This is a genomic window from Lysinibacillus sp. FW12, assembly GCF_050817245.1.
Lineage (GTDB): Bacteria > Bacillota > Bacilli > Bacillales_A > Planococcaceae > Lysinibacillus > Lysinibacillus irui.
The window spans coordinates 3,503,743-3,525,988 of record NZ_CP139094.1 but is presented as its reverse complement, the minus strand read 5'-3'; the positions used below and the strand labels follow the sequence as shown (position 1 = coordinate 3,525,988).

Annotated in this window: 19 protein-coding genes and 2 pseudogenes; all 21 read left to right on the top strand. The window is 38.0% G+C overall.

The window, feature by feature from the left end; genetic code table 11:
* The first annotated feature begins 46 nt into the window (after positions 1–46).
* The 21 genes and pseudogenes from SJW71_RS18300 to mutS all read left to right on the top strand — a co-directional run bounded on the left by SJW71_RS18300 (position 47) and on the right by mutS (position 22,235).
* Positions 47–313, top strand: a complete 267-nt coding sequence (locus tag SJW71_RS18300) for a stage V sporulation protein S (protein WP_004224903.1) — start codon at positions 47–49, stop codon at positions 311–313.
* Positions 314–570: 257 nt separating this feature from the next.
* Entirely contained in the window at positions 571–2,310 is a 1,740-nt protein-coding gene (locus SJW71_RS18295) for a 2-oxoacid:acceptor oxidoreductase subunit alpha (RefSeq protein WP_274796054.1), read from the top strand.
* A complete protein-coding gene (locus SJW71_RS18290) occupies positions 2,310–3,176 on the top strand; it encodes a 2-oxoacid:ferredoxin oxidoreductase subunit beta (protein ID WP_274796055.1) in 867 nt (288 codons plus the stop codon). Before SJW71_RS18295 ends, SJW71_RS18290 begins: the two co-directional genes overlap by 1 nt.
* 141 nt (positions 3,177–3,317) lie before the next feature.
* A pseudogene (locus SJW71_RS18285) lies at positions 3,318–4,024 on the top strand (lantibiotic protection ABC transporter ATP-binding protein).
* A gap of 1 nt (position 4,025) precedes the next feature.
* Complete coding sequence (locus tag SJW71_RS18280) at positions 4,026–4,754, top strand: lantibiotic immunity ABC transporter MutE/EpiE family permease subunit (RefSeq protein ID WP_431811325.1); 729 nt, start codon at positions 4,026–4,028, stop codon at positions 4,752–4,754.
* A 3-nt stretch (positions 4,755–4,757) separates the two neighbouring features.
* Positions 4,758–5,513, top strand: coding sequence for a lantibiotic immunity ABC transporter MutG family permease subunit (locus SJW71_RS18275; RefSeq protein WP_431811324.1), 756 nt, complete (start codon positions 4,758–4,760; stop codon positions 5,511–5,513).
* Positions 5,514–5,534: 21 nt separating this feature from the next.
* Entirely contained in the window at positions 5,535–6,197 is a 663-nt protein-coding gene (locus SJW71_RS18270) for a response regulator transcription factor (RefSeq protein WP_274796059.1), read from the top strand.
* Positions 6,185–7,564, top strand: coding sequence for a sensor histidine kinase (locus tag SJW71_RS18265; protein ID WP_412926790.1), 1,380 nt, complete (start codon positions 6,185–6,187; stop codon positions 7,562–7,564). The genes SJW71_RS18270 and SJW71_RS18265 overlap by 13 nt, the downstream gene beginning before the upstream one ends.
* A gap of 145 nt (positions 7,565–7,709) precedes the next feature.
* Positions 7,710–8,087: a 2-oxoglutarate ferredoxin oxidoreductase subunit beta gene (locus tag SJW71_RS18260; protein ID WP_412926789.1), complete on the top strand. Its 378-nt coding sequence runs from the start codon at positions 7,710–7,712 to the stop codon at positions 8,085–8,087.
* Positions 8,088–8,770: 683 nt separating this feature from the next.
* Positions 8,771–9,859: an ABC transporter substrate-binding protein gene (locus SJW71_RS18255; RefSeq protein ID WP_431811323.1), complete on the top strand. Its 1,089-nt coding sequence runs from the start codon at positions 8,771–8,773 to the stop codon at positions 9,857–9,859.
* Positions 9,849–10,685, top strand: coding sequence for an alkaline phosphatase family protein (locus SJW71_RS18250; RefSeq protein WP_274796063.1), 837 nt, complete (start codon positions 9,849–9,851; stop codon positions 10,683–10,685). Before SJW71_RS18255 ends, SJW71_RS18250 begins: the two co-directional genes overlap by 11 nt.
* Positions 10,686–10,757: 72 nt before the next feature.
* Positions 10,758–11,603: an ABC transporter permease gene (locus SJW71_RS18245; protein WP_274796064.1), complete on the top strand. Its 846-nt coding sequence runs from the start codon at positions 10,758–10,760 to the stop codon at positions 11,601–11,603.
* Positions 11,600–12,385 (top strand): ABC transporter permease, encoded by a 786-nt coding sequence (locus tag SJW71_RS18240; RefSeq protein ID WP_431811322.1) that lies wholly within the window; start codon positions 11,600–11,602, stop codon positions 12,383–12,385. Before SJW71_RS18245 ends, SJW71_RS18240 begins: the two co-directional genes overlap by 4 nt.
* Complete coding sequence (locus tag SJW71_RS18235; protein ID WP_431811321.1) at positions 12,382–13,383, top strand: ABC transporter ATP-binding protein; 1,002 nt, start codon at positions 12,382–12,384, stop codon at positions 13,381–13,383. The genes SJW71_RS18240 and SJW71_RS18235 overlap by 4 nt, the downstream gene beginning before the upstream one ends.
* Positions 13,380–14,165 (top strand): DeoR/GlpR family DNA-binding transcription regulator, encoded by a 786-nt coding sequence (locus tag SJW71_RS18230; protein WP_322605935.1) that lies wholly within the window; start codon positions 13,380–13,382, stop codon positions 14,163–14,165. The genes SJW71_RS18235 and SJW71_RS18230 overlap by 4 nt, the downstream gene beginning before the upstream one ends.
* A complete protein-coding gene (locus SJW71_RS18225) occupies positions 14,162–15,172 on the top strand; it encodes a histidinol phosphate phosphatase domain-containing protein (RefSeq protein ID WP_407133103.1) in 1,011 nt (336 codons plus the stop codon). Before SJW71_RS18230 ends, SJW71_RS18225 begins: the two co-directional genes overlap by 4 nt.
* 111 nt (positions 15,173–15,283) lie before the next feature.
* Positions 15,284–16,545 (top strand): annotated as a pseudogene (locus tag SJW71_RS18220) (ATP-grasp domain-containing protein).
* Between the two features lie 215 nt (positions 16,546–16,760).
* Positions 16,761–18,305, top strand: a complete 1,545-nt coding sequence (gene miaB, locus SJW71_RS18215; protein ID WP_312505265.1) for a tRNA (N6-isopentenyl adenosine(37)-C2)-methylthiotransferase MiaB — start codon at positions 16,761–16,763, stop codon at positions 18,303–18,305.
* Positions 18,306–18,743: a RicAFT regulatory complex protein RicA family protein gene (locus tag SJW71_RS18210; RefSeq protein WP_274796071.1), complete on the top strand. Its 438-nt coding sequence runs from the start codon at positions 18,306–18,308 to the stop codon at positions 18,741–18,743.
* Between the two features lie 133 nt (positions 18,744–18,876).
* On the top strand, positions 18,877–19,536 hold the full coding sequence (gene cotE / locus SJW71_RS18205) for an outer spore coat protein CotE (RefSeq protein ID WP_274796072.1): 660 nt from the start codon (positions 18,877–18,879) through the stop codon (positions 19,534–19,536).
* 128 nt (positions 19,537–19,664) lie between these two features.
* Positions 19,665–22,235: a DNA mismatch repair protein MutS gene (gene mutS, locus SJW71_RS18200; protein WP_274796073.1), complete on the top strand. Its 2,571-nt coding sequence runs from the start codon at positions 19,665–19,667 to the stop codon at positions 22,233–22,235.
* Positions 22,236–22,246 lie beyond the last annotated feature (11 nt).

Below are 22,246 nucleotides of genomic sequence, written 5' to 3'. Positions count from 1 at the left end.
GAGTTGTTGAGCGTAAACACTATTCGCGAAACGGGGAGGAATAATTGTGGATTCATTAAAAGTATCGTCACGCTCTAATCCAAATTCAGTTGCAGGTGCATTAGTCGCGGTAATCAGAGAAAAAGGGCAAGCAGAAATGCAAGCAGTTGGGGCAGGTGCACTTAACCAAGCCGTGAAAGCAGTGGCCATTGCACGCGGATTTGTAGCGCCAAGTGGCACAGATTTGATTTGCGCGCCGGCGTTTGCCGATATTTTAATTGCTGGTGAAGAACGTACAGCCTTGAAGCTGCTAGTGGAAAAACGTATTCGATAAAATTGTAATGAAGTAAAATGCCTTGTCACATAATAATGTGGCGAGGCATTTTTTCATGTTCTACATATGATACATGTCACTTGAAAAAGAGGCTTGATTTTGCTTAGATTTGAAAATTACAACTTTATGAACAGGATTTTCAGTCAAAGGTCTGATTTTCGCCTAAATCGTTGAGAAACAATAGTGCAGACGGTTTCTTCGTGTTAAACTTATGAAGGAAAAATAATAGTACACATTGGATTTAAGGAGTTGTTGACATGTTACATCAGCTTTCATGGAAAGTCGGTGGGCAACAGGGTGAAGGGATTGAGAGTACAGGTGAGATTTTCTCAATGGCAATGAATCGTCTGGGTTATTTCCTATACGGTTATCGTCACTTCTCTTCTCGAATTAAAGGTGGCCATACGAATAATAAAATTACAGTTCGTCCAACAGAAGTACGTGCAATTGCGGATGATTTAGATATTTTAGTGGCATTCGATCAAGAAACAATCGATGTCAATTATAAAGAGCTTACAGAGAACGGTGTTATTTTAGCAGATGCGAAATTTGATCCTGTTAAACCAGAAGATTCAAAGGCACCTTTATTTGCTGTACCATTCACTGAAATCGCAGCAGAACTTGGTACTTCGTTAATGAAAAATATGGTGGCAATAGGATCTACCGCGTCATTACTAAATTTAGAGGATGCCGTGTTCCAAAATGTTGTTGATGATATTTTTGGTAAGAAGGGCGAAGAGGTCGTTCAAAAAAATATGGAAGCCATTACACGTGGTCGCCAAATTATGAATGAGCTTTTAGGTGATCGTGTAGGTGAATGGGAGCTTGCACCTGCAGATGGTAAACGTCGTATGTTTATGATTGGGAACGACGCTGTGGCGCTTGGTGCATTAGCTGCTGGGACACGCTTTATGGCTGCATATCCAATTACGCCAGCTTCTGAAATTATGGAATACTTGATTAAAAAATTACCGAAATTCGGCGGGACAGTCATCCAAACGGAAGATGAGATTGCTGCAGCTACGATGGCTATTGGTGCTAACTTTGGTGGTGTACGTTCCTTTACTGCTTCTGCAGGTCCTGGTCTTTCATTAATGATGGAAGCAATAGGTCTTTCAGGTATGACAGAGCAACCATTAGTAGTAGTCGATACACAACGTGGAGGTCCTTCAACGGGATTACCAACAAAGCAAGAGCAATCAGACCTAATGGCTATGCTTTACGGAACACATGGTGAAATTCCTAAAGTAGTCATCGCACCTTCTACTATGGAGGAAGCATTCTTTGATACAATCCAAGCATTTAATATTGCAGAGGAACTACAATTACCAGTCATCTTAATGACTGATTTACAATTGTCACTAGGGAAACAATCTGTAGAACCGTTCGATTACAATAAAATCGAAATTCGTCGAGGGAAAATAGTTACAGACGAATTGGAAGAAGCGGCAGATAAAGCCTACTTCAAACGCTATGAAGATACAGAAGATGGCATTTCACCTCGTGTATTACCAGGTAAATTACATGGTATTCACCACGTTACGGGTGTTGAACATGATGAAACAGGTAAGCCATCTGAAGCAACGGGTAATCGCCAAACGCAAATGGATAAACGTTTCCGTAAGTTAGCTAAATTAAAATTTGATAACCCAGTATATGTCAATGCGCCACATGAGGAAGCTGAGATTTTATTAGTAGGCTTTAACTCAACAAGGGGTGCTATTGAAGAAGTGCAAGAACGATTAAATGCGCAAGGAATGAAGGTAAATCATGCACATATTCGCTTAATTCACCCATTCCCATCTGCGGAAATGGCTCCTCTTGTAGCAAAAGCGAAAAAAGTGATTGTTGTCGAAAATAACTATACTGGTCAATTAGCTAATATTATGAAGATGAATATTGGTGGTCATGAGAAGATTGCAACAATTACTAAATACAATGGTACACCATTCTTGCCAGGTGAATTAGAAAATCGTGTGAAGGAGTTGACTCGCTAATGGCAACATTTAAGGATTTTCGTAATACAGTGAAGCCAAATTGGTGCCCAGGTTGTGGAGACTTCTCCGTACAAGCAGCTATTCAACGTGCTGCTGCAAATGTCGGCATTGAACCAAATGAACTGGCTGTCATTTCTGGAATTGGTTGTTCAGGTCGTATCTCAGGCTATATTAATTCTTATGGATTCCATGGTATCCATGGCCGTGCACTTCCAATTGCACAAGGATTAAAAATGGCCAATCGTGATTTACATGTCATCGCTTCAGGTGGTGATGGTGATGGATTTGCTATCGGTATGGGGCATACAATTCATGCGATCCGCCGTAATATCGATATTACTTATATTGTAATGGATAACCAAATCTATGGCTTAACAAAAGGTCAAACATCTCCACGTTCTGCTGCCGGATTTATTACGAAATCTACACCAGGTGGAGCGATTGAGCCATCATTAAAACCGTTAGAGGTAGCATTAACAAGTGGTGCTACATTTGTGGCACAAGGTTTCTCTACAGATATTAAAGAATTAACAGCTTTAATTGAAGCTGGTATTAACCATAAAGGCTTCTCATTTATCAATGTCTTCTCACCTTGTGTAACGTACAACAAAGTGAACACATATGATTGGTTTAAAGAAAACTTAACAAAACTAGCAGATGTGGAAGGCTATGATCACTCAGATCGTGGAATGGCGATGCGTACAGTAATGGAACATGAGGGCTTAGTAACAGGTATTATTTATCATGATACAGAAACAACATCGTATCAGCAAAAAGTACCTGGCTACTCTGAGTTACCATTAACAGATATCGATATCAAAATGAGTGAAAATGATTTTAATGAATTAGTAAAAGAGTTTATGTAAAATATACAGGCAAAGCATTTGGAATGATGTCATTTCCAAATGCTTTTTTGTTTCGCTATTTATAAAACTGAATTTGGAATCCTTATAAAATCCTTATATTTATTTTTTATACTAAGGTCATCGAAAGGATGATGACTACTTATGAAAGAATTGATTTTGAAAACGGAAAATCTTTATAAAGCTTTTAAAGGTCAAACAATTGTGGACAATTTATCTTTAGAAATCCAACGAAATACCGTTTATGGTTTGCTCGGACCTAACGGAGCAGGGAAGTCAACAACATTAAAGATGATTACTGGCATGCTACAGCCTAATGCAGGGGAAATCATTTTTAATGGGCGTCCATGGACACGAAATGATTTACAAGACATCGGTGTCTTAATTGAAACCCCCCTCTATATGAAAATTTAACAGCAAAAGAAAATTTAAAAGTTCGAACGGTAGCGTTAGGTCTACCGCAAAGTCGTATTGAAGAAGTATTAGAAATTGTAGATTTAACAAATACGGGAAAGAAACGGGCTGGCCAGTTTTCCTTAGGTATGAAACAAAGATTGGGAATAGCCATTGCGCTGTTAAACAAACCAAAGCTATTAATTTTAGATGAACCGACGAATGGGCTAGATCCAATTGGAATTCAAGATCTACGGAAGCTTATTCGCTCATTTCCTGCCCAGGGCATCACAGTTATATTATCTAGTCATATACTGTCTGAGGTGGAACAAGTCGTTGATGACATTGGCATTATTGCTGATGGCAAATTGGGCTATCAGGGAATGGCACCACAGGGACAGGAATTAGAATCTTTATTTATGCAGGTTGTGTCTGCTAATAGAAAGGCAGGCCATTAACATGATAGCAATTATAAAAGCAGAACAATTAAAATGGAAGCGATCTTTTATCCCAAAATTACTTTGGCTTACGCCCATTATGACATTACTTTTAAGTGCCGTACTTATGGGTGGGACTTTCTTTCAAACAGGTGCTTATAACTGGTGGTACTCCATGCTTTTGCCAGGAGCTTTGACGATCTGCTGTGCTTTAGTGGTGGAAAAAGATAAAAAAATGAAATATCATAGTTTACTTGCATTACCACTTGACCTGAAAAAAATCTGGCTTGGAAAAATACTTGCAACAAGTTTATGGTTACTACTAATTACGATTATTTTCTTTATAGGGATCACAGCAGGAGGTTTGCTTTTCAATCATAGTTTACCTCTAACAAGTAGTTTACTGAGTGCTCTCATCATTTTTCTTACGTTTTTGTGGCAAATTCCTTTATGTCTTTTCTTAGCAGCTAAATTAGGCACCTATTTAGCTATTTTGATAAATTTAGTAGCTAATATCATTGGGATTGTTGCTTTTGCAGACGGGGATTTGTGGTATTCTTATCCATTTGCAATTGGAGCACGTTTATTATGTTCAACACTTGGCATATTACCAAATGGTTTGCCAGTTCCAGAAGGAAGCCCATTATTCAATAATAGTGTTATACTTCCAGGCTTACTAATTACCTTAGCTTTATTTATAATGATTAGCTTACTGACTGCAAAGTGGTTTCAAAATAGGGAGGCGAAATAGCTGATGGTCATGTTACGATTATTAAGAGCAGAATGTCTTAAAACAAAAAGAACACCTTTTTTACTCACACATCTACTGGTCCCCCTCATTATTTCAGGGATCTTTTTAGCCTACTACACTTATTCACCATGGGATTTTCAAGGAAAGGTAACAGCATATTTTCAGGGATTAGCGTGTGGTTTACCTATTATTATAGGATTGGTGTGTGCTATGGCATCTGAACAGGAGGCAAACGCAGGTCATTTTCAGGTAATGCTGGCTACAACGAACAGAAAAATAATGACATACATGGCTAAACTGTTACTGTTATTGCTCTATAGCCTTGGAGCTATTTTTCTTTCTATAGCAATTTTTAGTATAGGCGTTATAGAACTATTACATGAAGTACATTTTGATTATTCATTTTATAGTATGGCTGCATGTATTCTGTTCGGCAGTCATGTCATTTTATATATATTACATTTATTTGTTAGTCTCCAATTTGGAAAAGGAGCTTCAATTGGACTTGGTATAGTAGAAGCTCTTTTGGTTGCTTTACTGCTTACAGGCTTAGGAGATAGTATTTGGCCATTTTTACCTTATGGATGGAGCGGGCACTTCATTTCCTTATGGATCATAAAGTCTGTAGGAATGGATATAGCATTGCTCGAGGCTAGCTTGCGTCATGGTATCATAGCTTGTATAGGAGGCATATTAGTGACCTTTATACTGTCGTGTCTATGGTTTTGGAAATGGGAAGGCAGAGCATCAGAACATTAGGAATGGATTTGAGGGTTAGTTATGGCGAATATATTAGTAGTTGATGATGAGGAAGATATTTTAATGTTGATTAAAAATTCACTTCGAACAGATGATCATTTAGTAACAATTGTATCCGAACCAACAGAAGTTGCTAAGCTAGATCTAGGTATCTTCGATTTAATTTTGCTCGATGTGATGATGCCTGCTATTGATGGCTTTACACTATGCGGACAAATTCGCCATGCAGTGGATTGTCCGATTCTTTTTCTTACTGCTAAATCGCTAGAGGAAGATGTTATGTATGGTCTTGGATTAGGTGCAGATGATTATTTAACCAAACCCTTTGGCATTGGGGAGCTACGTGCAAGGGTCAATGCCCATATTCGACGTGAAAGAAGAGAGAAACGGAGCATTCTTTATATCGATAATGTGCATTTTAATCTTTCAGGTAAAGAGCTTTTTGTTCATAATGAGCGAGTCATGCTAACTAAAAGTGAGTATGAGATATGTGAATTTTTAGCACGTAATCGGGGACAAGTTTTTTCAAAAGAACAAATATACGAAACGATTTTTGGATTTGATGGCAAAAGTGATAGTACGGCGATAACAGAACATATTAAAAATATCCGCTCAAAGCTACATACTTTTGACATAGATGTCATTAACACGGTTTGGGGGATTGGATATAAATGGAGTCAATAAAACCGAGGAAAGGAACACGTCTTCATACATTTTTCCTTAGGTATTTATTATTTCTTTGCATAGGGATTATTTTATTAGTGGCACTGCTAATGGGTCTATTTATGTTTGCCTTTTCGGCTAATATCATTTTGCCAGCAAATTATGCAGAAACTCAGATTACTAAGGTGAAAGATCATATTGCTTCAAGCAGTTTAGTTACAGACAATATGATTCCTGATCTTGTAGACTACGCTGTTATATCCAATCAAGGGAAATATCTTTCTGGCAATTTAACAGAAAAAGAGGCTCTCCATGCTTTTCATTTGCAGCAAAAGGGGGAGAGGCAGAGTAGCTCTAGGTTTTATACATTTATTGAACGAGAACAGGAAGTGTGTATTCTACGCTATAGTTTAGTTCCCGAGTATCGCTCCACTATTATAAGAAAGTACTTACCCAACCCTCAACTAACAGTGTTACTGTTATTTATTTTAGGAGTAATTTTGCAGGCAACAGTGCTTGCAGTTCATTTCGGCAGAAGGCTTAAACGGAAAATGTCGGGCTTACAAGTGGCCATTGAAAAAATCCAAAATCAAAATTTGGATTTTCATTTAAAACCTTCTGGTATTAGAGAAATAGATGATATTGCACTCTCTTTTGAGCAAATGAAGGAAGCATTAAATCGTTCATTAACACAACAATGGGAGGCAGAGAGGTCGCGAAGAGAACAAATTTCTGCACTTGCCCATGATTTGAAAACACCTCTTACCATTATTCGGGGAAATGCGGAGCTTTTACAAGATACTGTTCAAGATGATATACAAAAAGAATATAATCGTTATATATTAAAAAATACCATTGAAATAGAAAAATTCACAAAGCAATTAATGGACATATCGAAGATGGAACAACATGTTGTGAATGCAAAAACAAATGTAGAATTAGATTCCTTTGTTCATAAGATAGAACAACAAATGAAGGCTCTTGCTTTGGAAAAAAGACTCGAAGTAGATGTAGTGAAAGATAAATTGCCTGCTGTTTTGATGATAGAGGAGGAACTCTTTTATCGGGCTCTTTTAAATGTGATTGTTAATGCTGTTGAACATACACCCAATAATAGCAAAGTCACTTTATCGGTTGCTGGAGAATTAAACTTTGTTCATTTTACTGTGACAGATAGTGGTCCAGGTTTTTCATCGAAAGATTTAAAAGAAGCAACCAAGCAATTTTATCGAGGGGATCCAAGTAGGAATTCTGCAAAACATCATGGGATGGGGCTTTACATTGTAGAATCGATTATTCAAAAACATGGTGGAACATTGACGCTAGCTAATAGTTCGATAACGGGTGGAGGAAAAGTGACAATCACAATTCCAACGTCAGGGTTGTAAATCATACTTGTCCGCAAAGACCAGGCTTCCGCGTGTATTCCATCTAAGCCTCTGTTAAATCATTAAGAGCTCCCCAAAAAAAGCAGAGGCCAGTACAGGCAATGTTTGTCTAAACAATGCTACAATAAAAGAAAAAAAAGAGGCGATGACCGTGAATAACGTCATTGATTTTATTGCAAAGAAAAAGGAACGTGAAGAAAGAAAGCGTGCACAGGATTTAGAACTTTATGTAGCCACACAGTGCAATTTTCAGCAGCCTGAAAAAATAGATGCTCTTGTAAATGATAAATTGATTGAAGTAAAGGATCATACATTATTTCTGGGCTTTTTATCCATTCTAAAGGATGAGCAAATCGAGCCACTCGCTATTTTTCAGGATGTTTTTACGTTAGAGCCTTCTCAATTTGAGCTGTCATACAATATGAGATGGTGGTCAGTTGTGCAGCTAGCATTTACATTTTTAACAATTCTAAAGGAACATGAGCCGCATACATATGCAGATTTCTTAGGTCTCTCCAACTAATCAACACAATAAATATTTCATCCCTGTCGTTACATTCGAGTAAGGAATTATTTCGGCTACCTGACATAGTCTGAAATTGTATGTGATTTTACTTTTCAATACGTCCAATTTTGTGTAAGCTTGGTAATTTTTCAGTTTTTCATCGTACTGTTCTTATTAAATTAGAAAAGAATGGTGGGTTCCATGAAAAAATTAGGTTTACTTAGAATATTGGCATTTATAGTTATAGTGCTAATACTTTTTTCAAATGGGGTACAAGCCCATGATTTTCTTATTTTATTGTTTGCTGTTTTCTTTGTAGGTGTTCCATGGTACCAATTTTTTAAAAGGTAAAATGAATTAGAGCTTAACACATATAGTCGACTTAAAAATTTCTATATTCATTTCTATTCTGTTCAATGCTTAATATTTTGATTGCTGTCGAAACCATAAATTTATCTAAAAAACTCACACATTTTGATTATTTTCCTCAAAATGTGTGGGTTTTATTTATTATAAGGAAATTAAAGCAGGAGAACTGGTTTTATAAATGGATTTTGCTATTTTAAATTTAAAGATTTTTATAATTTCTCAATAATTTTTACTAAATATTTTAATGCACTCCATACTTGCTTAATGTTTGTTTTATACCATTACGTTTGTAAGCAAATAAAAATAAACAAAAACAAATGGAGGTCCAACACATGGCAATTCAAAAGTGGTGGAAAAAAGGTCTAATTGGTGCATTAACAATTTCCATGTTAGCAGCTTGTTCTGACAGTTCATCTAGTGCAAATGAGGTAAGCAAAGATTTATCGCTTGAGGAAATTACGGAGAAAGCGAAGGAAGAGGGTACTGTTAATTCCGTTGGTATGCCAGATACATGGGCGAACTGGGTGGAAACTTGGGAAGAGCTTGGAGCCGAATATAGCATAAAGCACAAAGATACGGATATGTCGAGTGCTGAAGAGTTAGCGAAATTTGAAGCAGAGAAGGATGATGCTACAGCAGATATTGGCGATGTTGGCATCGCTTTTGGTCCAATCGCTAAGGACAAGGGCTTAACCTTACCATATAAAACTTCGTACTGGGATGAAATACCTGATTGGGCTAAGGACGATGAAGGACACTGGATTGTCGGTTATACGGGGACCATTTCATTTTTAACAGATAAAAATAATGTGAAGAATCCTCCAACTTCCTGGGAGGATCTGAAAAATGGAGATTACACAGTTAGTATTGGGGATGCCTTAACGGCAAATCAAGCTCAGTTTGCTATTTTAGCTGCGGCAATGGCATTTGGGGGAGATGAATCGAATATCCAGCCTGGCATTGATTTTTTTGCTGAGTTAGCAAAACAAGGTCGATTACAAGGAGATCCATCCGTAGCAAATTTAGAAAAAGGAGAAATTGATGTCGCCATCTTATGGGATTTTAATGCCTTAGGGTATCGTCATCAAATTGATGAAGAACGTTTCGATGTAGTGATCCCATCGGAAGGATCTGTTACTTCTGGCTATGCAACGATTATTAATAAGTATGCAAAAAATCCACATGCTGCCATGCTTGCTCGCGAATATATTTTATCCGATGCTGGTCAAGAGAATTTAGCAAAGGGCTATGCACGCCCAATTCGAGAAAAGGTAGAGTTACCACAGGATGTAAGGGATCTACTATTACCAGCAGATATGTATACGAATGCTCAACCAGTAAAAGATCAAAAGAAATGGGAAGAAACAACAAAGCAAATTCCTCAATACTATCAAGAGCAGGTGTTAATCTATGCAAAATAACAAAGTGGTACTCATTGTGATCGATGCGCTACGTTTTGATACGGCCTGTACACATATGGGATTCTTGCACCATCTAGTCGAACGTAAGGTGGCCGCTCGCTATAAAATTTGCTCAGAGGTGCCATCCTTATCAAGACCTTTATATGAGACGATCTTAACAGGGACACCCCCCATTGTTCATGGAGTTACAAGCAATATGACCGTACGTATATCGAATCAAAAAAGTGTCTTTCATGTCGCAAAGGAACATGGTTTGTCCACTGCAGCCTCTGCTTATTATTGGGTAAGTGAGCTATACAATAGAGCGCCATTTAGCCATATGGAGGATAGATTACAGCTTGATAAACAGTTACCTATTGAAAATGGTTTGTTCTATTTCGAGGATCATTATCCTGATAGTCATGTATTTGCTGATGCAGCATGGTTAATGGATCAAAAGCAGCCTGATTTTCTTTATATCCATCCAATGAATGTTGATGATGATGGTCATAAATTTACGGCAGATTCCGCACAATATCGCAATCGAGTTTTAGCCATGGATGCATTACTTTCCTTATTTATTCCTAAGTGTATGGCACAAGGCTATGAGGTCATCGTTACGGCTGATCATGGTATGACAAGTGATGGCAACCATGGCGGTACTACCCATGAGGATCGACATGTCCCGCTGTTTGTCATTTCTGATTTTGTAAAGGCTGGTATTAAAGAAGGGATTATTTCGCAATTACAAATTGCACCATTATGCTGTCATTTATTAGCTATTGAGCCTGCTGAAGGTATGGTACCACTCCTACTAGAAGGTGTGTTTACAGCAAAAGAAGTTTAAACAATAATAGTCGCTCCACTTTAACAGGAGCGGCTATTATCCCCCTAAGCCGCAAGTAATTTATAGAAAGAAGTGATTGTGTTGATATCGAAGCGGCAATCCATTGCCTGGCTTTCGCCTTTTCTTGTCTTACTATTATTGTTTTTCTTTGTTCCGTTATTTTATATGCTCATAACAAGCTTTCAAAATAGTGAAGGCTTTACGTTGATGCAATATGAAGCCATTTTTACGAATGACTATATTTTACAAGGTTTTAAAAATAGTATTACATTATCCATTATCTCTGCCTTGATTGCGCTAATTGTCACATTGTTCGCGGTCTATGCCATGATGAAATTTTCTGAACCAGTAAGGGAGAAAATTTTAATTTTATCAAATTTAACTTCGAATTTTTCGGGTATTCCGCTTGCATTTGCTTTTATCGTTTTACTCGGAAATAGCGGGCTATTTACCCTATTATTTGAAAAATGGGATATCGATGTACTATCGTCCTTCTCTCTTTATAGTTGGGGTGGTTTATTATTAATCTACATTTACTTTCAGCTTCCGTTATCACTCATGCTGTTATATCCCATTTATGATGGGATTCAGCAACATTGGAAGGAAGCCGCTGCCTTACTAGGCGCATCTAGTTGGCAGTTTTGGATGAAGATTGGTCTACCTATTATGCTACCAGGTATTGTTGGAACATTTAGTGTGTTGTTCGCCAATGCGATGGGTGCGTATGCTTCTGCCTATGCACTAACAAGCAGTAATTATAACCTCGTTGCGATTCGTATTGGTTCATTAATAAAAGGGGATATCTTTGCTCAACCAGAGCTAGCAAGTGCGATAGCGGTCATTCTCGCTGTAACAATGGTCACTGCTATGCTAATTAGTGAGTGGAGCATCTCAAAAACAAGGAGGAAACTTAAATGAAAAAGCAAGGCTTGGCCGATTTATTTTTCCTCCTGTTAGTGGGGTATTTACTATTACCTGTGCTAGCAACCATGCTCTATGCCTTTGCGTCAAAATGGAACAAAACTATACTACCAGAGGGATTGACATTAAAATGGCTTTCTACGTTGTTTCAAGACACTGATTTTATTCAGGCATTTGGACGTTCTGTACTATTAGCCAGTGGCGCTGTAAGTATTGCACTCCTTGTCATTGTGCCAGCCATTTTCGTCATTGTTCTATACTTTCCTACATACGAAAAATGGATACAAATGGCAGTGGTTATGGTCTATTCTTTCCCAGGAATTATTTTAGCAGTAGGGCTTATTCGTGTTTATAGCCAATTTGGTATACCGATGATTTTTGTTGTTTTAGGAGCCTATGTTGTTGGGATTCTCCCTTATATCTATCAAGGAACACGAAATAGTTTACGAAATATAGATGCTAGGCAGCTACTTGATGCAGCCCAATTACTTGGCGCTTCTAAAAAGCAAGCATTTACAAAAGTTTTATTGCCTACTGTTTATCCAGGTTTATTTGCAGGGGCATTGTTATCCTTCTCTGTCTTATTTGGTGAATTTGTCTTGATTAATCTTGTGGTTGGTTCTCGCTTTGAAACAGTTCAGATTTACTTAATGAAAAAGCTTAGCACAAGTGGACATATTGCTAGTGCAATTGTTTTCATTTATATCGTGCTGATGGGTCTATTAACTTTTGTCATTGCGATAGTAACGAAAAGAACGAAAGGTGCTACAAATCTATGAGTTATCTTGTTATTGAAGGACTTCATAAAAAATATGGGCAATCAGCCGTTTTAACAAATATTACTATGGAAATTAAAAAGGGTGAATTCATTACATTGTTAGGGCCAAGTGGCTGTGGGAAGAGTACCATTTTACGAATTGTCGCAGGCTTAACAGACGCAACTAAAGGTAAGATTTCTATTGAAGGAAAAGATTTGACTGGTGTGCAACCGAAGGATCGTCAAGTGGGCATGGTCTTTCAATCCTATGCGCTCTTTCCAAATATGACTGTGCAAGAAAATGTTGCCTTTGGTTTACGTATGCAAAAAGTTGCTGCTGCTGAAATGGACAAACGAGTTCAAGAAATACTAGCACTTGTCCATTTAAGTGAAAAAGCCCATGCCTACCCAAAAGAATTATCTGGTGGGCAACAGCAGCGTGTTGCTCTTGCACGAGCCTTAATTGTTCGTCCCAAAGTACTTCTCTTAGATGAGCCGCTTAGTGCGCTAGATGCGCAAATTCGCAAGAAGCTGCAAGCTGACTTAAGAACAATTCAACGAAAACTCAATATGACGATGATTTTAGTCACGCATGATCAGGAGGAGGCAATGGCTGTTTCAGACCGAATATTCGTGATGAATCATGGTAACATAGCCCAAAGTGGTACACCGACAGAGATTTATACAAGACCGACTAATGAATTTATTGCTGGCTTTATAGGGCATTACAATATCTTTACTCGCAAGTCATTAGAGAAGATGCTTGGAGAATCTTTAGGAGACCAATCCACCAAATTTGCCATTCGACCAGAAGCCCTGCATCTTGAAAAAAGAGAGGGGGATTTATGTCTATCGGGGATAGCGAAGCAATCATTAATGAGTGGCAATATTATTCGAACTACATTTGATGGAGAAACCACATTTACAATGGAACAACTCCATCAACAAGGGTATTCGCTTGAAATGGGCAAATCCTATACGTGTTATGTCGCAAAAGAAGATGTGATTGCCCTATTATGACGTACGCAAAACTTGAGAGATTTGAATTTATTTTAAAACAATTAGATATAGAGGGTAAAATAATCGTTGCAAATATTGCCGATGCCCTTCAAGTGGCACCAGAAACAATTCGCCGTGATTTTGATGAATTAGAGCAGCAGCATTTACTAACAAGGGTTCATGGTGGAGCTATTAAATACACCAACGTTCGAAATGAGCCTGCTTTTTTACGCAAGCTACAAATGCAAAAAGAAGCAAAGCGCCAAATTGCTCGTATAGCTGCCAAACGCATTTGCGATGGCGATACCATTGCAGTTGATACAGGGACAACAACAGTTCATATGGCCGATTTCTTACTAGCTGTCGATGATATAACTGTTGTAACCAACTCGATCGCGGCAGCTATTCAATTTAATTTAGCCATTGAAGAGCGACGTATGACGGGCAAGGTCATATTACTAGGAGGTACGACAAATCCTAAACAATCTTCAGTCGCGGGTGCTATGACATTAGAAATGCTAGATAATATGAATTTTGATAAAGCCTTCTTATCTTGTGGTGGTATTAGTGATGGCATTGTTTATGATTACGATTTAGATGAATCTCTAGTTTCTAAAAAGATGCTCAAGCATAGCAAATTGAGTTATTTATTAGCCGATGCATCTAAGATGAATGGGAAATCATTTTTTCAAATCTGTCATCTAGAAGATTGTACAGAAATTCTGTGTGAAAGCACTTGTCCAATAGAATGGCAGGATTATGAGGAAAAATGGACGGTATGTAATGGAGGGAATAGCGGATGACAATAGATTATCATGTGCATTTAGAAGAAGGACCTTATTCATTTCGCTGGCTAGAGCGTACATCACAAGCATTAGATTTTTTCCATCAACATGATGCGATAGATAAAGGTTCGAAGGCACATATGACCGATCAACTACAGCGACTAGCAAAGCGAGTACAAGGTGGCTGTTATAGCGAGGAGTGGTTAGATTTATATCTTGAACAAGCAAAAAAGCTTGGCTTACGTGAAGTAGGCATTGTGGATCATTTATATCGTTTTCAAGAAACGCGTGCCTATTTCGAGCGCTTTATGCGGCTGGATGATAGTGAAATAGGTCAAATCCAGCGATATTGGCTAGAACGTGTTATGACAGAAAATATAACTGATTTTGTTAGTACCATCCAGCAGGCAAAGGAGAAATGGCGCCAACAGGGCATCGCTTTAAGGCTTGGTATTGAGGCTGATTATTTTGTCGGCGGGGAGGAAGAATTAACGGCCTTGCTAAATGATTATCCTTGGGATTATGTCATCGGTTCTGTCCATTTTGTTGATGGCTGGGGCTTTGATAATCCTCAAACACAATATCTTTTTGAGCAAATGGATCAATCTGCTTTACAACAAAGTTACGAGGAATTTTTTACAACGGTTGAGAACATGATTCTTTCCAATATGTTTGATTTTGTTGCCCATCTTGACAATTTTAAAGTGTTTAATTATCAAGTGGAGAATCATGAATTTAATGAGGCTTGGTATAAACGTATTGCTCAAGCGCTTACGTCAACGCAAACTGCTACTGAAATTAATGCTGGGCTGTATTATCGTTATCCTGTAAAGGAAATGTGTCCTGGCCCTCATTTTTTACAAACCCTACTGAACCATGGAGTTGCTTTTACAGTGTCCTCTGACGCCCATTTTCCTGATGATTTAGGTAAATATACATTTGCCAATACAGAATTGCTAAGGAGTTACGGTGTTCAATCGGTGGTCGCCTTTGAGCAACGGGTCAAAAAATGGCTAGATTTATAGTGAGAGTAAAAGGCACTTAAGTTTCAGAGTGCCTTTTAATTGTGTTACATAAGTACAATGGAGCTTGCATACAAATGATTAAATTCAATTTAATATGTGAGGCGAGTCAAATTGACATTCATAAATGAACAACCCTTTTTGCCTATTATTATCCAATCTGGTCAGCATGCCTATGGAGTAGCCCGCTCCTTTTATGAAGCCTATCGTATCAAAAGTCTTGTTATTGAGCCTGCTGTAAAGGATAGAAATATTCGTACGCTCCTATTAGGCGGCTCACAAGGCGTTGCCACACAAAATAGCAGTATATTGGAGTTTCAATATGTAGAGAACTTAGATGAGCCTGCCTACTTTGTACAAGCTTTAATCGGAGTAGCACTGCAGTATCAACAGAAGAAATTGATTTTAATCGTTTGTGACTGCTATTACGCAGAGCTTATCATTGAAAATAAAGTACAGCTTGAAAAATATTTTATTTTACCTTATATTGATCAAACTTTGCTTAAGAGGGTGCAAACGAAGGGAAAATTTTATCAGCTTTGTGATCAGTATCAATTAAACTATCCCCAAACCATCATTGTAACTAAACAGCACCTACCGGGTAAACTCCCTTTCCAGTATCCAGTTATTATTAAACCCTCTAATCCAGTGGCCTATACGAATTGTTCTTTTCCAGAAAAGAAAAAAATTTTTTTGTGCAGGATGCCGCTGAGATGCAGCATATTATTCAATCTATTTATCGTTCTAGCTATCAAGATGCCTTGATAGTACAAGAATTTATTCCAGGCGATGATTCTTCTATCCGTGTACTAGATGTTTTTGTAGGAAGAGATCACAAAGTCAAATTAATGTGTATCAGCACCAAGCTGCTTGAAGATCCATCCCCACAGAATAAAGGTATTTCTTTAGCTGTTATGACTGATTACGATGAACAGCTAATGGAGTCCATCCGGCACTTTTTAGAGGACATAGGCTATAGCGGTTTTGCTAATTTCGATATGAAATATGATGCCAAAGTCGGAGTATACAAGCTATTTGAAATGAATTTACGTGCAGGGGCTTCAAGTCACTATGTGACAGCAAGCGGTTATAATTTAATGCAGTATATGGTGGATGAGTATTTACTTGGCATACATCATGAACGAACGTATGTCCAGACAAAGCATATATGGTCACTCCTTCCACCGAAAACTTTATTAAAATACATGCGGAATGAAAAATTAAAAATAGAAGCAAAGCGTTTAATGAAAGAAGGACGATATACGGATGCATTGCTTTATAAAAAAGATGTAAATATCAAGCGATGGATCAAGCTGAAATTGTATAATCGATACTTACATGTAAAGTATCACAAGTACTTTCATGAAAGTGATTGATTAAATAAGTGAATAACAGGATTGAACGTCTAAACTGCAGGATAGCACTTAAAATTTAAAAGATATAATGGATAGATACTTCCAACTTGCTGTAATTAAGTCGAATCCCCGACATTTGAGGCGCAAACCTTGTAGGAAGTATCAACTATTCAGTATAATAGTAAAATGGAAATTCAAGTGCATGGATTTCGTTTGAAAGGAGTTACCTGATTGCGATGAATGAGGAACAACGCTTAGCTAATCAACAGGTCAATCAACCAAAAAAAGAAGACAAGCCTGAAAAGGATTATAGTAAATATTTTGAGAGGGTCTTTACAGCTCCTTCCTTAAAAGATGCTAAAAAACGTGGCAAAGAAGATGTTAAATACCATAAGGATTTCAGCATTGCCGAGGAATTTGCAGGCATGGGTAAAGATCGTACTTTTTACATTCGTACTTATGGCTGCCAAATGAATGAGCATGATACAGAAGTAATGGCCGGGATTTTTATGCAGCTTGGCTACACACCAACAGAGGCGATTGAAGAGGCTGACGTTGTCTTACTGAATACATGTGCTATTCGTGAAAATGCAGAAAATAAAGTATTTGGAGAACTAGGTTTCCTACTAAAATATAAACGTAAAAACCCAGAAATGCTGATTGGGGTTTGTGGCTGTATGTCGCAAGAGGAATCGGTTGTCAACAAAATTTTAAGAAGCTATCCACACGTCGATATGGTATTTGGTACGCACAATATTCATCGTTTACCAAACATACTTAAAGAAGCCTATATGTCGAAGGAAATGGTTGTAGAGGTTTGGTCAAAAGAAGGCGATGTCATTGAAAATCTGCCGAAAAAGCGACTTGGTTCTATTAAAGCTTGGGTTAATATTATGTACGGTTGCGATAAATTCTGTACGTATTGTATCGTTCCCTACACACGTGGTAAAGAACGTAGTCGACGTCCAGAAGAAATCATTGCTGAAGTTCGTGATTTAGCGGCTGCAGGCTATAAAGAAATTATGCTTCTGGGGCAAAATGTCAACGCTTACGGGAAAGATTTTGAAGATATCGATTATCGCCTCGGTGATTTGATGGATGAATTAAGAAAGATCGATATCCCACGTATCCGTTTTACAACAAGTCATCCGCGTGATTTCGATGACCATTTAATCGAAGTGCTTGCAAAACGCGGGAACTTAGTGGAACATATTCATTTACCTGTACAATCTGGCTCTAATGAAGTTCTAAAAATTATGGCTCGTAAATATACACGTGAGCATTTCCTTGGATTAGTAGACAAAATTAAAGCCGCAATACCTGAAGTTACCTTAACGACAGATATTATTGTTGGCTACCCAAATGAAACAGAGGAGCAATTCGAGGAAACATTGTCGTTATATCGTGAAGTGGGCTTTGAGGCAGCATTTACGTATATTTATTCTCCTCGTGAGGGAACACCAGCGGCTAAAATGATTGACAATGTACCCGAAGAGGTCAAAAAAGAGCGCCTTCAACGTTTAAATGAAGTAGTGGGTGAATACTCTCGCAAAGCATTGGAACGATTAAAAGGTGAGATAGTCGAAGTTCTAGTTGAAGGTACAAGTAAAAAACGCGATGATGTCTTAGCTGGCTATACGCGAAAAAATCGTCTGGTTAACTTTAAAGCGCCAGCTGAAGTAATTGGTCAATTAGTAAAAGTTAAAATAATAGAGGCTACCTCTTATTCGCTTACTGGTGAATTTGTAGAAGTCGTAAAAAATGAAAAGGTGGAAGCGTAAATGACACAAGTCTTATATACAAAAGAAGATTTAATTAAAAAATCACATGAAATTGCACATATGATTGCGAATACGCCAGAGGTTGAATTCTTTAAAAAGGCAGAGGCACAAATTAATGAAAATCAACAAGTACGTGAACGTATTGCAAGTTTAAAAAGCTTACAAAAACAAGCTGTTAATTTCCAACACTTAGGAAAAGAAAAAGCATTGAAAATGATTGAAGATAAAATCGCTAAAATTGAAGAAGAAATTAATGACATCCCAGTTGTGCAACAATTTAAAGAATCACAAGGCGATGTGAACGATTTATTGCAACTTGTTTCGAATACAATTGCTAATAATGTAACAAATGAAATTATTCGCTCAACAGGTGGCGATGTACTTCGCGGTGAAACAGGTTCATACGTAGAAAACTCTCAGCCAGGTAGCTGTTCTTAAAAAATCATAGAAATGAAAGCTCGAATGACAGCATTCGAGCTTTTTTATGTCTTCTTCTATAGAAGGACTCTATCCTATAGTAGACATCTCATGGAAAAGAATCTTGCCGAACCATTACATTCTCTAAAAATATATGTTCACCCAATGGGCGCTACCTGCATATGATGGAGTGAAAAGAGTCGAAGGAGGAATTGCGCTGAAACGTTTACGACAAATCGTGACGAAAGCAGTAGTTGCCAAAGGGAAGAAGAGAACGGAAGAACGTGTCACATTATCACCAACAAATAAACCGACAAGTATTTTAGGATGCTGGGTTATCAATCATACGTGCTCTGCAAAAAGAGTCGGGAAATTTGTTGAAGTAACAGGGAAATTTGATGTCAATGTATGGTATGCGTATAGTAACCATTCGAAGACAGCTGTGTTTTCCGAAACAGTTCACTATAAAGACAAAGTGAAGCTTCACTACCGAGAAGGCGAGATTAGCGTTGGTGAGGATGTTCGAGTACGGGTGTTACAAGAACCAAATTGTATTGAAGCGGTCATCTCTCCATGTGGTACAAAGTTTGAAATTGTAGTAGAACGTGAAGTAGTAGTTGAAGTAATGGGTGAAACAACAATTTGTATTAGTGTCCATCCATTAGACTATGAGGAAGATTGGAACTTTAATGATGAAAGCTCATCATCATCGTCATCAAGCTCAAGCTCAAGTTCAAGTTCATCTTCGAGCTCTGATGGTGAAGGTAGGTATGTGTTAGAGTCTTCATCGTTTCCTGATGAACGACCAAGATAAATCTAGAAAACATCATTTTTTGATACATGCGGAACGCTAGCATCTTAAAAAAGGTGAATCAAGCGTTTCGCATGTATCTTTTGTTATAATAAAAATATCTATTAGGCAAGAGCGAGGTAAATATTTATATGACAACATATACACCAATGATGCAACAGTATCTACAGGTTAAAGAAGATTACAAAGATGCCTTTTTATTTTTTAGATTAGGCGACTTTTATGAAATGTTTTTTGAGGATGCCATTAATGCCTCACAAATTTTAGAAATTACATTAACGAGCCGAGATGCAGGGGCAAAAGAGCGAATACCCATGTGTGGGGTGCCTCATCACTCGGCTAAAAATTATATTGAAACACTTGTACAAAAAGGGTATAAAGTGGCGATTTGTGAACAAACAGAAGATCCAAAGCAAGCAAAAGGTGTGGTAAAACGGGAGGTCGTTCAATTGATCACACCAGGTACCATTATGGAAGGTAAGGCGCTTGACGGTAAATCTAACCATTTTATTGGAGCAGCAGAGCAATTGGATGACACAACTTTTGGCTATGCTTATTTAGATTTATCAACAGGCGAAGCAGTTGCTTCTTCTATAGAAGGCGATGGAAAAGCTCTTTTAATGCAAATGCAAGCTTACGGCATTCGGGAGCTTATTGTGACTGATAGTTTACAACTATTGTTAGCAGAGCATGCCGTCAATGCGGGAATTGTGCTTTCAGTTGAAACTAATGAAATGCCGATCGATCAAGCAGCAAGCTATTTAGAAGCGGTCCCACAACCATTACAAATTGCATGTCTGCGTTTGTTAGCTTATATTGACCAAACACAAATGCGTTCCTTATCACATATTCAAGCATTCACATTTAATGAAATAAAAAATTATTTACGAATTGATTCTAGTTCTAAACGAAATTTAGAGCTGATTCAATCGATTCGTGGCGGAGACCAGAAAGGGACACTTTTATGGCTGCTTGATGATACTGTAACGGCGATGGGTGGGCGTAAATTAAAGCAATGGCTTCATCAACCACTTGCCACTCGATCAGCTATAGAAGCAAGATTAGAGATTGTAACCGATTTATTGGAAGCATATTTTGTGCGAACAGAGCTGCAAACAGCCTTAAAACAAGTATATGATTTAGAACGCTTGGCCGGTCGTGTTGCTTTTGGTAATGTGGGTGGACGTGATTTAGCTCAATTGCGTGATTCACTACGCCAGGTACCAACCATCCAGCAACAATTGCTGGATGCAGACAAGGAAACGCTTCACCGATTGGGTCTAGCACTCGATACATGTACAGATGTTGAGGCACTGTTAGCAAAGGCAATCACAGATAATCCGCCTATTACCATTAAAGAAGGAGACGTCATCCGTGATGGCTTTAATGAACGACTAGATGAGCTTCGCTATGCTGCTCGTAATGGCAAGGATTGGATTGCTCAGCTTGAACAAGAAGAGCGGATGAAAACGGGTATTAAGAATTTAAAAATAGGCTATAATCGAATTTTTGGTTACTATATTGAAATTACAAAATCCAATATCCATTTAGCGGATTTAACTCGCTATGAGCGTAAACAAACACTAGCTAATGCAGAGCGCTATATTACCCAGGAGCTAAAAGAAAAAGAAGCGTTAATTTTAAATGCAGAGGAAGAAAGCTTAACTTTAGAGTACAATCTGTTTGTGGAAATTCGAGATGCATTAAAAGCATATATTCCCCGTGTCCAAGCACTCGCAGCAAGCATTAGCGAGCTAGATGTTTTACTAAGCTTTGCAAGTGTTTCAGAAAAGTATCGTTTTACGAAACCAGAATTTCATGGTGGACGTGCCTTAGAAATTATCGAAGGCAGACATCCCGTTGTTGAAAAAATGTTAAATAAACAAATGTATGTACCAAATGATTGTGTGTTAGAAGAGCAGAACAATATGATGCTCATTACAGGGCCAAATATGTCTGGTAAAAGTACCTACATGCGTCAAGTTGCCTTGATTGTTGTGATGGCGCAAATGGGCTGCTATGTACCTGCTGAAAAAGCGAAGCTACCGATTACCGATCAAATTTTTACTCGAATTGGGGCGGCTGATGATTTAGCAGCAGGACAATCCACATTTATGGTCGAGATGCTTGAATCCCAGCATGCCATTATGCACGCAACGAAAAATAGCCTGATGCTATTTGATGAAATTGGGCGTGGAACATCGACGTATGATGGTATGAGTTTGGCCCAGTCAATGATGGAATATATTCATGACAAAATCGGAGCCAATACGTTATTTTCTACGCATTATCATGAGTTAACAGCACTTGAAAAGGATTTACCTCGTTTACAAAATGTACATGTCTCAGCCACAGAAAAAAATGGGACGGTTGTCTTTTTGCATAAGGTAAAAAAAGGAGCTGCTGATAAATCCTACGGTATTCATGTGGCGCAGCTTGCGCAATTACCAGAGGAAATTTTAGCGAGGGCACGTGTATTGCTAGAGAATTTTGAAGCAGGTAAAGAAGTAGTAGCCGAAAAACAGGAAATAGCCGAACAACCCGTGCAAATGTCCTTATTTGCTGAGGAGGAATCAATTTTGCCAGCTGAGGCAGAGGTGCTAAAAAAATTAGAAAAAGTAAATATTTTAGGAACTTCACCAATGCAGGCAATGAATATTTTATATGAACTACAGCAAGAGCTTATTAACGCCAAAAAATAAAGGAGTGATTC